Annotated in this window: 11 protein-coding genes; 5 read left to right on the forward strand and 6 right to left on the reverse strand. The window is 69.8% G+C overall.

Annotation, left to right across the window (positions count from 1 at the left end):
• Window positions 1-18 precede the first annotated feature (18 nt).
• Both G6O69_RS07610 and G6O69_RS07615 read right to left on the reverse strand, forming a co-directional pair.
• Window positions 19-1,767 carry a hypothetical protein gene (locus G6O69_RS07610; protein WP_172302860.1) on the reverse strand — a complete coding sequence of 583 codons (1,749 nt, stop codon included), beginning with the start codon at window positions 1,765-1,767 and terminating at the stop codon, window positions 19-21.
• A gap of 435 nt (window positions 1,768-2,202) precedes the next feature.
• A complete protein-coding gene (locus G6O69_RS07615) occupies window positions 2,203-3,114 on the reverse strand; it encodes a hypothetical protein (RefSeq protein ID WP_172302861.1) in 912 nt (303 codons plus the stop codon).
• 116 nt (window positions 3,115-3,230) lie between these two features.
• Between G6O69_RS07615 and G6O69_RS07620 the strand changes: the two genes are divergently transcribed.
• From G6O69_RS07620 to arsH, 4 genes are read left to right on the forward strand one after another with little or no spacing between them, the layout of a single operon-like run.
• On the forward strand, window positions 3,231-3,569 hold the full coding sequence (locus tag G6O69_RS07620) for a metalloregulator ArsR/SmtB family transcription factor (protein WP_172302862.1): 339 nt from the start codon (window positions 3,231-3,233) through the stop codon (window positions 3,567-3,569).
• Between the two features lie 20 nt (window positions 3,570-3,589).
• On the forward strand, window positions 3,590-4,645 hold the full coding sequence (gene arsB, locus G6O69_RS07625; protein WP_172302863.1) for an ACR3 family arsenite efflux transporter: 1,056 nt from the start codon (window positions 3,590-3,592) through the stop codon (window positions 4,643-4,645).
• Between the two features lie 9 nt (window positions 4,646-4,654).
• Window positions 4,655-5,530, forward strand: coding sequence for a VOC family protein (locus tag G6O69_RS07630; protein ID WP_217909791.1), 876 nt, complete (start codon window positions 4,655-4,657; stop codon window positions 5,528-5,530).
• Window positions 5,531-5,537: 7 nt separating this feature from the next.
• Window positions 5,538-6,257, forward strand: a complete 720-nt coding sequence (arsH, locus tag G6O69_RS07635; protein ID WP_172302864.1) for an arsenical resistance protein ArsH — start codon at window positions 5,538-5,540, stop codon at window positions 6,255-6,257.
• A 39-nt stretch (window positions 6,258-6,296) separates the two neighbouring features.
• Here arsH and G6O69_RS07640 read toward each other — a convergent pair whose 3' ends face one another.
• The 3 genes from G6O69_RS07640 to G6O69_RS07650 all read right to left on the reverse strand — a co-directional run bounded on the left by G6O69_RS07640 (window position 6,297) and on the right by G6O69_RS07650 (window position 8,726).
• A complete protein-coding gene (locus G6O69_RS07640; RefSeq protein WP_172302865.1) occupies window positions 6,297-7,079 on the reverse strand; it encodes a glucose 1-dehydrogenase in 783 nt (260 codons plus the stop codon).
• Between the two features lie 2 nt (window positions 7,080-7,081).
• The gene (locus G6O69_RS07645) at window positions 7,082-7,567 is read right to left on the reverse strand and encodes a cupin domain-containing protein (protein WP_255215728.1); all 486 of its coding nucleotides are present in this window, start codon (window positions 7,565-7,567) and stop codon (window positions 7,082-7,084) included.
• A gap of 115 nt (window positions 7,568-7,682) precedes the next feature.
• Entirely contained in the window at window positions 7,683-8,726 is a 1,044-nt protein-coding gene (locus G6O69_RS07650) for a zinc-dependent alcohol dehydrogenase family protein (protein WP_172302866.1), read from the reverse strand.
• A gap of 261 nt (window positions 8,727-8,987) precedes the next feature.
• Between G6O69_RS07650 and G6O69_RS07655 the strand changes: the two genes are divergently transcribed.
• Entirely contained in the window at window positions 8,988-9,968 is a 981-nt protein-coding gene (locus G6O69_RS07655; RefSeq protein ID WP_172302867.1) for a LysR family transcriptional regulator, read from the forward strand.
• A 24-nt stretch (window positions 9,969-9,992) separates the two neighbouring features.
• Here G6O69_RS07655 and G6O69_RS07660 read toward each other — a convergent pair whose 3' ends face one another.
• On the reverse strand, window positions 9,993-10,973 hold the full coding sequence (locus G6O69_RS07660; protein WP_172302868.1) for a YegS/Rv2252/BmrU family lipid kinase: 981 nt from the start codon (window positions 10,971-10,973) through the stop codon (window positions 9,993-9,995).
• Between the last annotated feature and the right edge of the window lie 15 nt (window positions 10,974-10,988).

Here is a 10,988-nt window from a genome sequence, read left to right on the forward strand (position 1 = left end):
TCCTGAGCCTGCGAGTCGCTATTTGATCTCACCCTCGACGAGGTAGCGGATGCGCTGATAGTTGGGGTTGAAGATGATGTGCTCGTCGTTGGCCAGGCTCGACACGTACTTGTCGTAGGCCGCGACGGAGTCCTTGCCGCTGGGCGGCGCGGACCAGCTCCCGCACGAGCGCGTCATGTAGGCGTCGCCCATGATCACGTCGTTGAGGAACATGAAGAACCCGCGGTTGCGGATGTTGCCGCCGGAGCACCAGTAGCTGTTGCCGTGGCCGGTGTAGCCGTAGGACTTGCGCCAGTCGGTCGCAAAGTAGATCCCGTGGCCAAAGGCAGCGCCGGTGATCTGGGCGCCGGGCAGCGAGCGCGGGAGCCGGAGGTTGGAGGCGAGGATCGGGTGGATGTTGACGGCCCGGGTCCCGTGGATGCCCAGGAACACGTTGGCCTGGCGGGCGTAGTCGGAGATGTCGACGAGGTCCGAGCGCTTGCTGGGCTGGAGCCGCGCGGTCTCGGCGTACTTGCCCTTGCGCGACTTGGCGACGGTCTCGACGGCCGCGACGAACTTCTCGTCGCGGTCGGGGCGACGGACCTCGAAGATGTTCTTGATGACCAGCTTGCCGCGCATGTAGCTGTGGCGGTTGTTGCTCATCGCGCCGTAGACCGCGGCCAGCCACTTACCCTTGGTCGAGCTCGGGTCGATCCACGTGAGCTCGGCGTTGAGCAGCTTGCCGGGGTCGATGACCTCGCGCTCGGACTCGTCCTCGGCCAGGCTGAAGTCCTCGTTGGACAGGGCGCTGGCGAAGGCGTCGAGGTCGTTTTGGATCGCCAGCACGTTGGCCGAGGACAAGATCGTGGCCACGGCGCGCTGGCGGGAGGAGCCGCGCAGGGGGATGACCCGCGGGACCAGGGCGGCGACGAGCTTCGACAGCGCGATCAGCTTGTCGTCCTCGAGCTGCTCACCGAGCAGGCGCTGCTCCCAGCTGTCCTGGCTCTCGCGCTTGCGCTGGGGGTTTCGCTTGCTGATGTCGGCGATCCGCTCCATGGCCAGGGGCAGCAGCTCGTCGCGGACCTCGGTGATCGACTTCATCGTCGGGATGATCCCCGTGGCGGCCGAGGCCGCGCGGGCGTACTCGCGGGTGCCACCGACGAGGTCGTTGGCGAGGGCGAGCACCTGGGGCTGGTAGTTCTTGCCGGGCTTGGGCTTGCGCTTGCTGGCCGTCTTCTTGGCCGCCTTCTTCTTGGCGGCGGCCGCCGCTTTTTTGTCTTCGAGGCCGCTGTCGTCCTTGATCGAGTAGGCGTCGGGCAGGCCGCGCTCGCGGGTCGCGAGGCCCTGGACGATGTAGGCGTCCTTGGCCTTGCCCTTGCTGTCGACCTTGGCCGCCCAGATCGTCTTGCCGCCGACCTCTTGCTGGGTCAGGCGCGAGACGTTCTTCGAGCGGCACTGCTTGCGGAACAGCGCGCGGGCCTCGGCCTCGCTCGTGCAGGCGGTGAACATGAAGTCCATCCCGGACTTGGGCGCGCCACTCGACCAGCTCTTGCCGCCGCTGATCCGCCCCCACTCGGTGTAGAGGAACCACTTGCCTTGCGACTGCAGGACGCCAGCGTGGTAGTACTTCGAGCTGTTGCGGTTCTCGAACTGGTTGACCGAGGCCATGTCGGCGATGCCGACCTCTTCGTCGAAGTCGCCCTGGTCCTTGGCCGGGCGGCCGATGTACTTGAAGTCGTCGGCCTTGTGGCCGGGGGGGAGCTGCTTGCGTCCGAGCTTGGTAGCCATGTCGCGTCCTGGTCCTGAACTGAGGGTCGAGAGGAGGTGGGGAAGTCTTCGCCGGGCCGCGTTGGCCCCGACGCACGACCAGCATGGGCGCCCACCTGCTTGACGGTCAGGGACGCGAGGGTCACGGCTGGATCACGCGGATCCGTGCCGTCACCGTTCGTCACCGGCGCACAAAGACCGCTCTAAACGGCGAAATTCACCGGCGCACAGCCTGGTCTGGTGACGAGGCGTGACGCCGGACCCCAGCGAACGGCCCCATCCCAGGGGCGGACCCGATCCTCCAATCTCGCCGGCCCAATCTCGCCGGGCCAATCCATCCGGGGCCGAGACGCCCGGGCGCTGCGTCGCCATCGAACGCGACGCAGCGCCGACGGCCGAGCCCGCCTCGCGGCCCCGCCATCGGACGCCGATCGGACGCCGACAAGAGCCCGCAGTCTAGAGCCGACGCAAGAGCGCGTCGGCGAAGCCCTCGCCCGCGCGCGGATCATGGCGAAAGAAGAGCGAGGGCTCGACGAGCTCGAGCTCGTTGAGGACCAGCGCGCCCTCGTGATCCCGGAGCATGTCGACGCGGGCGTAGAGCAGCGCTTCATCTCGACCGCCGAGCTCGCGGATGCGCTGGCCGAGGGCGGCGAGGCTGCGCGCGACGAGCTCGCGGGCGGCCTCGTCTGGCTGCCAGGGCTCGTCGCTGGCCCCGTAGTCGTCCTGCACGCGGTAGTCCCCGGGCACGGGGATCTTGCGCACGCCGTAGCAGGGCTCGCCGTCGTAGACGAGCACCGAGAGCTCGCCCTGGTCCTCGACCGAGGCCAGGTAGGGCTGGAGGATCATCGCCTCGCCCGCGGCCAGGTGCGCGTCGAGGTCGGCCGCGGCCGCGGCGAGCTCGTCGGCGTCGGTGGTCGAAAAGCGCCGCGTCCCGACCGCGCTCGCGCCCACCACGGGCTTGAAGAAGGCCCGCTCGCTGGCGAAGTCGGCCACGGCCGCGCGCAGGTCCACGGCCTCCCCGGGCTCGAGCCACAGGCTCGGCGCGAGCGCGACCCCGCGCTCACCGAGCTCTCGCAGGTAGCGCTTGTCGGTGTTCCAGGCCACGACCGCCGCGGGGTTGAACAGCCTGGTGCGCGCCTCCACGGCCTCGGCCCAGCGCACGAAATCCTGGCAGCGGTGCTGATAGTCCCAGGTCGTGCGGATCACGACGGCGTCGAAGCTGGCCCAGTCGACCTCGGGGTCGTCCCAGCAGGGCTGCTCGACGCTGGCCCCGCGGCGCGCGAGGGCGGCGTGCAGCGGGCGGTCGTCGACCTCCCAGTCGGGCAGGTTCGCGCAGGTGGCCAGGGCCAGGCGGGGGGAGCGAGTCATCGCGGGTCGAGGTTGCCAGAATCCTGCATCCATGACGACGGCGCTTTTCGAGCCTGGCACTTGACCTTTTCGAGTGCCAATCGTAAATCGACGATGGACGGTCAAACTCAGCTCCCGTGAAGCGCCCCAAGTCCACCTCCTGCTGCCCACCGGCTCGGCCCACGCCTCCCGTCCCCCGCGACGAGGCGGCGGCCAACGAGCAGCTCGCGCGCCTGGCCAAGGCCATCGCTCACCCGGCGCGCGTGGCCATCATCCGCCTGCTCGTGCGCCACGAGGGCTGCATCGTCGGCGACATCGTCGGCGAGCTGCCCCTCGCCCAGTCGACCGTCTCCCAGCACCTCAAGCAGCTCAAGCAGGCCGGCTTGATCCGCGGCGAGGTCGACGGGCCGCGGGTCTGCTACTGCGTCGAGCCCGGCGCGGTCGCGCTGCTCAAGGCCCTCGTCGCTGGCTTGTGAGACGTATCAGAGCAAACACCATGGGCATCTTCGAACGCTACTTGTCCTTGTGGGTCGGCCTGGCGATCGCCGCCGGCGTCGGCCTGGGCCTGCTCGCGCCGGGGCTCTTCGAGCTCGTCGCCGGCCTCGAGTGGGCGCGGGTCAACCTCGTGGTCGCCGCGCTGATCTGGCTGATGATCTACCCGATGATGCTCAAGGTCGAGCCGTCTTGCCTGCGCGACGTGGGCAAGAAGCCCAAGGGCCTGGCGCTCACCTTGGCGGTCAACTGGCTGATCAAGCCGTTTTCGATGGCGGCCCTGGGCGTGCTCTTCTTCGAGCAGGTGTTCGCCGACCTGGTCCCGGCCGCCGACGCCCAGGCTTACATCGCCGGGATGATCCTCCTGGGCGTGGCGCCCTGCACCGCCATGGTGTTCGTGTGGAGTCACCTGACCGAGGGCGACGCCAACTACACCCTGGTCCAGGTCACGATCAACGACATCATCTTGGTGTTCGCCTTCGCCCCGATCGCCGGGCTGCTGCTCGGCGTCACCGAGCTCCAGGTGCCCTGGGAGACGCTGCTGGCCTCGGTGGTGATCTTCGTGGTCGTCCCGCTCGCGGCCGGCTTGCTGACTCAAAAGCGGCTCAGCCGAGCCGGCGGCCCCGAGGCCGTCGAGCGCCTGGCCGGCAAGCTCAAGCCCACGTCCATGCTCGGGCTGCTGCTGACCGTGGTCCTGCTCTTTGGCTTCCAGGCCGAGACCATCGTCGCCCAGCCCGGTCGCGTGGTGTTGATCGCCGTGCCGCTGCTGATCCAGAGCTACGGGATCTTCGCGCTGACCTACGCCCTGGCCCGGGCTCTGAAGCTCCCCTTCGAGGTCGCCGCGCCGGCGGCGATGATCGGGACGTCGAACTTCTTCGAGCTCGCCGTGGCCGTGGCGATCAGCTTGTTCGGCCTGGCCTCGGGCGCCGCTTTGGCCACCGTGGTCGGCGTGCTCATCGAGGTCCCGGTGATGCTCTCGCTCGTCGCCTTCGCCAACCGCACCAAGGGTTGGTTCCCCGCCACCACCACCACCACCTCCTCCTCCTCTTCCGCTTCCTGAGGATCAGCCATGCCCGGACTGCAATTCGACAGCCTGCTCTTCGTCTGCGTCGCCAACTCGGCCCGCTCACAGATGGCCGAGGGCCTCGCCCGCGCGCACTTCGGCTCAGCGGTCCGCGTGCGCTCGGCCGGCTCGGCGCCCACCCAGGTCCACCCCATGGCGGTCGCGGCGATGGCCGAGCTCGGCGTCGACATTGGTGAGCAGCGCGCCAAGTCGGTCGCCGACATCGAGGCCGAGGGCGCGACGCTGGTGATCACGTTGTGCGCCGACGAAGTCTGCCCAGCCGCGCTCTCGAGCGCGCCGCGGCTGCATTGGCCGCTCTTCGATCCCGCCGACCCGGCGCTCGCGGCCCTCGACGAGGCCGCGCGACTCGAGCGCTTTCGCAGCGTGCGCGACCAGCTGCGTGCTCGCATCGAGGTGCTCGCCGCCCTGCGCGAGGTCCCCGAGGGCCCCGACCCCAAGGAGTTTCACGCGAGCATCCGCGTGCCCGACCTGCCCGCCGCCGCCCGCTTTTACACCTGGCTGCTCGGCGTCGCCCCCAAGGAGTGGACGCATCGCTACGTGACCTTCGTGAGCGAGGCCCTGCGCACGAACTTCGTGATCCTCGTCGACGACGGCAAGACCTTGAACCACGACACCCTCTATCACCTCGGCATCGACGTGGGCAGCAAGGACGCGGTGATCGCCGCGCACCGCCGGGCTGCGGCCGCCGGGTGGGAGATCCGCAAGCCGGCGCGGACCACCTGGCACGGCACCCCCCTGCACGAGCTGTGGCTCGAAGATCCCGGCGGCAACCTGATCGAGATCTACGCCCGACTCGACGCCGCCGAGCTTGCCGAGATGCCCGCGGACAAGCAGGCGATCTTCTTGGTACCCCAGGACTGAGCCCCCCATGAGCTACCACGACGGCAACCCGCCCGCGCTGCGTCACCCGCACTTCCCGGACTTCGAGATCCGCACGGATCCGCCGCGCATCCTGATGCTCTACGGCTCGCTGCGCGAGCGCTCCTACAGCCGCCTGCTCGCCGAGGAGGCCGCCCGCGTGCTCGAGGGCCTCGGCTGCGAGGTCCGCTTCTTCCACCCCGCCGGCCTGCCCGTGAAGGGGCCCGACGACGAGGACCACCCCAAGGTCCAAGCGCTGCGCGAGCTCGCGCTGTGGTCCGACGGCCACGTCTGGTCCTGCCCCGAGATGCACGGAACCATCACCGGGGTGTTCAAAAACCAGATCGACTGGATCCCCCTGTCGATCGGCGCCGTCCGGCCCACCCAGGGTCGAACCCTGGCGGTCATGCAGGTCTGCGGCGGCTCCCAGTCCTACAACGTGGTCAACTCGCTGCGCGTGCTCGGCCGCTGGATGCGGATGTTGACGATCCCCAACCAGTCCTCGGTGCCCAAGGCTTACCTGGAGTTCGAGGACGACGGGCGCATGAAGGACTCCCCCTACCGCGACCGCGTCGTCGACGTGATGGAGGAGCTCTACAAGTTCACGCTGCTGACCCGGGACCTGCGCGAGTTTTTGGTCGATCGCTACAGCGAGCGCCGCGAGGCCGCGGCCAAGGCGGTGCTCGATCCCCAAAACCCCAAGCACCGCATCGGCAAGCAGGGGCTCTGAGGCGCGAGCGAACGACCCGACCCGACCCGGGAGCTCGCATCAGTTGGCCGTGAACCCGCCGTCCACCGGCAGGCCAACGCCGACCACGAAGCTCGCCCCGGGGCTGCACAGCCACAGCACCGCCGCGGCGATCTCCTCGGGGCGTCCGAGCCGGCCGATCATCTGCTTTTTCATGATCTCCGCCATCTGCTCCGGCTGGTTGGCCATCATCTCGGCGACCATCGGGGTGTCGATGGTCCCGGGGCAGACGGCGTTGATCTGGATGCCCTGCGCCGCGTACTCGAGCGCCGCGCTCTTGGTCAGGCCGAGCACGCCGTGCTTGGTCGCGTGGTAGGCCGCGAGGGTCGGCAGGCCGACGAGGCCGCCGACCGAAGAGCAATTGACGATCGCGCCGCTCCCCTGGGCTCGCATCTGCACGAGCTCGTGCTTCATGCACGCCCACACGCCGCGGAGGTTGATCCCGTTGACGTGGTCGAAGTCCTCGGCGCGCTGGTCCGCGAGCGCCGAGGGCGGCGCCTGGATCCCGGCGTTGTTGAAGGCCATGTCGAGACGGCCGAAGTGAGAGACGCTGCGCTCGACCATCGCGGCGACCTGGGCCTCGTCGGCCACGTCGCAGGTGACCGCGAGGGCCTGGTGGCCGGCGTCGCTCAGCTCCTTGGCCGCCTTGGTCACGCTGTCCTCGTCGATGTCGGCCAGGACCACGGATGCGCCGGTCTCCGCGAAGGCCTTGGCCGTGGCCAGGCCCATGCCCGAGCCGGCGCCGGTGACCAGCGCGACGCGACCGCTGAAGTCGTAGCGAGGGTTGGATTTCGTGCTGCTCATGCTCATTTTCCTCCGACATAGGTCTCGTCGTCGACGTGCTCGAACCACTCGACGACGCCGCCTTCGACCTGTTGCTGCACCGCCATGTGGGTCATCGCGCTCTCGCGCGTGCCGCCATGCCAGTGGCGTACGCCCGGCGGCGTCCAGACGACGTCGCCAGGGTGAATCTCGACACGCTCGCTACCCTCGAGCTGGACCCAGCCCGCGCCCTCGGTGACCACGAGGGTCTGACCGGCGGGGTGGCTATGCCAGGCCGTTCGCGCGCCGGGCTCGAAGGTCACGTAGGCCGCGGAGAAGTCCCGCACGCCGTTGGGCGCCATGAGCATCTGAACGCGGACTTCGCCGGTGAACTCGTCGGCGCCGCCCTTCGACGTGCTCCGCTCCGCGCCGCGATCGACCTGAAACTGGGTCTGCGCGGGCTGATGCGCGCACGCGCAGACCATCAGCGCGGCGAGCAAGGCCGAGCCCTCGTACGAGACGCCGCTCATTGATCCTGCTCCTCGAAGAGCTGCTTGGCCAGCTGGACCGCCATCGCGCTCGGCCAGCCGGCGTAGAACGAGAGGTGGGTGATCATTGCTACTGTCACGCATATCGTTCTTCTTTCTAGCGCGGCTGGACTAGCACCTTGAGCGCCTTGCGCTCGTTCATCGCGGCGTAGCCATCGGGGATGCCCTCGATGTCCACGCGCATGTCGAACACCGGCGAGGGGTCGAGGGTGCCCTCGAGCACGTCGTCCATCAGCTCGCGCATGTAGGCGCGGACCGGCGCCGGACCGCCGCGCAGGGTCAAGTTGCCAAAGAACAGGCCCATGATGTCGAGGCCCTCTTCCGCGACGCCGTGGGGGACACCGACGTAGCCGATCGTCCCGCCCGGTCGCGCCACGCGGATCGCCGTGGCCATCGAGCTGTGCGCGCCGACGCACTCGAGCACATGCCGGGCGCCGCCGCGGGTCAGCGCCTGGATCTCGCCGATCGCCGCGTCCCCGCGGCTCGACACGATGTCCGTGGCCCCGAAGGCGCGCGCCTTCTCGAGCCGGTCGGCGTGGTGGCCGACGGCGATGATCCGCTCGGCGCCCAGGCGGCGCGCCGCGAGCACGCCACATAGACCCACTGCGCCGTCGCCGATCACCACCGCCGTCGAGCCCGGCACGACCCCCGCGCAGACGGCCGCGTGGTGGCCGGTGCCCATGACGTCCGTCAGAGGGAAGAGCGCGTCGAGCAAGCGGTCGTTTTCGTGCACGTGCTCGGGGACGCGCACCAAGGTCCCGTCGGCCAGGGGCGCGCGGACGTACTGGCCCTGGGCGCCGTCGGTGATCCCCGCCCAAAAGCCGCCGTGGGAGCACGAGGTCTGGATGCCGTGCTGGCAAAATTCGCAGCTCCCGTCGGAGATCGCGAAGGGGGCCAGCACGAGGTCACCGGGGCGGACGTGACGGACCTCGGCGCCGACCTCCTCGACCACGCCCATGGGCTCGTGGCCGGTGCGGCTGCCCGGGGCGTAGTCTTGCTGGCCGCGGTAAAACCAGAGATCCGAGCCGCAGATCGCGGTTCGGGTGATGCGGACGATGGCGTCGGTCGGCGCCTCGATCTTGGGATCGGGGACCTGGTCGATGCGGATGTCACCGGCGCCATGAAAAACGGATGCGAGCATGTATCTACCTCTCCTTGGTCATCTCGAGGACAATCGACAGCGCGCCCTCGAGCGATGGGCGAGACCAGCTCGCCCGTGGACAAAAGATGAGCCACGACCAGGCGACCGGGTAGAGGTCGCCCAAAGACATGGCTGTCAAGCCAGACTGGACAATCTCGCCCCTCGCTCCTACCCCTTCAATGAGCCGTTTTTGGGCCGCGAACGCAAGCCCGATCTTCGCGCGCGCTTGACAGCGAAGCTCGCCTCGGGCGCACTGAGAGCGTGAACCAGCTGCCCTTCGCCCAGCTCCAGGCCTTCTTGGCGGTCGCCCGCGCGCAGAGCTTCAGCGGCGCGGCGCGGGAGCTCAGCGTCTCGCGCTCGGCGGTCAGCCAGGGCGTGCGCCGGCTCGAGCAGACCCTCGGCGTGGTTTTGTTCGCGCGGACGACTCGCAGCGTCTCGCTGACCGACGCCGGGCGCCAGCTCGTCGCGGCCGTGGCCCCAGCCTTCGCCCAGACCCGGGCCGCGCTCGCCGAGGTCTCGGCCAAGCCCGGCGAGGTCGTCGGCCGCGTGCGGCTCACGGTCCCGCCCTCGGCCTATCCCATGGTCATCGAGCCGGTGCTCCCGGTGTTCCGCGCTCGCCACCCTCGCATCGAGGTCGAGCTCGTGTTCGAGGATCGCCAGGTCGACATCGTGCGCGAGGGCTTCGACGCCGGCGTGCGCCTCGAGGAGTACCTCGAGCGCGACATGATCGCCCTGCGCCTGAGCGACGCCTTTCGGCTGATCGTCGTCGGCTCGCCCAGCTACCTCGACGAGCACGGCACGCCCCAGCGCCCCGAGGACCTGCTGCGCCACGAGTGCCTGACCTTCCGCTCGCGGACCACGGACGCGCTCTACGCCTGGGAGCTCGAGCGTGGCCGTCGCTCGTGGCGCGTGCCCGTGCGCGGCGGCCTGGTCTCCAACGACGGCCTGGCGTCGATCAAGTGGGCCGAGCAGGGCCTGGGTCTGGCCTACGCCATGGAGCCCCACGTGCAGACCCAGCTGCGCGAGGGGACGCTGCGCCAGGTGCTCGAGCCCTACGCCGCGTCGGTGCCGGGCTTCTATCTCTACTACCCGAGCAAGGCCCAGCGCTCGGCGGCCCTCGAGCTGTTCATCGAGACGCTCAAGGAGGTGTCCGCGCAGCGCAGGGCCTCGACCAAGCTCGCGGCCAAGTCGAAGACCAAGTCCAAGGCCAAAGCCAAAGCCAGGTCCAAGTCGAAGACCTGAAGCCCGGGCGGCGCTCAGCGTCTCTCAGCCCACGCGCAGGCGCAGCGAGCCCGCGCGCAGCTCGAAGCTCGCCGGCAGCCGGCCCACGGTCTCGCCGTCGAGCTCGACGGGGACCTCGGCCTCGGCCCAGACCGGGCGCATGCTGACCTTTTGGCCGTGGCTGTGCTCGACCCCGCGGACCCGCAGGTGGCGGCCCTCGAAGACCTTGGCCAAGGTCGCGATCAGCGTCCGCTTGGACATGCCCGTGACCTCGACGCAGTCGAACTGGCCGTCGTCGATCTCGGCGCGCGGGGCCACCCACATGCCGGCGCCGAAGTACTGGCCGTTGGCGACGATGCCCAAGGTCAGGTCGACGCGGCGCGCGGGCTCGTCGTCGCGCTGGATCTCGACTTGGACGTTGCGCCAGCGCGCGATGCCCTGGAAGGTGCCGAGCAGGTACTTGGCCGTGGCCCCGAGCTGGGCGTTGGAGGCGTTGACCTGGCGGACGACCTCGCCGCTGACCCCGACGCTGGCGACGTTGAGGAAGGGGCGCAGGCGCGGGCGGCCGTCGTCGTCGACGAAGCGGGCCACGCCGTAGTCGACGCTGCGGGTCTCGGCGGCGCACAGGCGGTCGACCTGGCGGACGAGGCGGGCCCGGCCGAACATGCGCTGGAAGTCGCCGCCAGTGCCCGCGGCGAGCACGGCCAAGGTCGCCTCGGGGAAGCGGTTGTGGCCGTCCTCGGGGTCGACGAAGCCGCCGAGGACCTCGTTGCAGGTCCCGTCGCCGCCGACCGACAAGATCGTCTGTGCGCCGGCCTCGAGGGCCTCGCGGCACAGCAGCGCGGCGTGGCCCGGGCCCTCGGTGTAGCGCGTGCGCAGGCCGCCCAGGCGCACGCGCAGGGCGTCGCGGATCTGCGCCCAGTTGTCCCCCGCGGCGCCGCTTTGGGCCATGGGGTTGACGATCGCCACGGTCGGGCCGGGGCCCTTGGCGAGGATCGCCGGCGCGCTGGAAAGATCGCCTGACACGGTCGAGCTCCGGGG

Source organism: Pseudenhygromyxa sp. WMMC2535, from assembly GCF_011083025.2.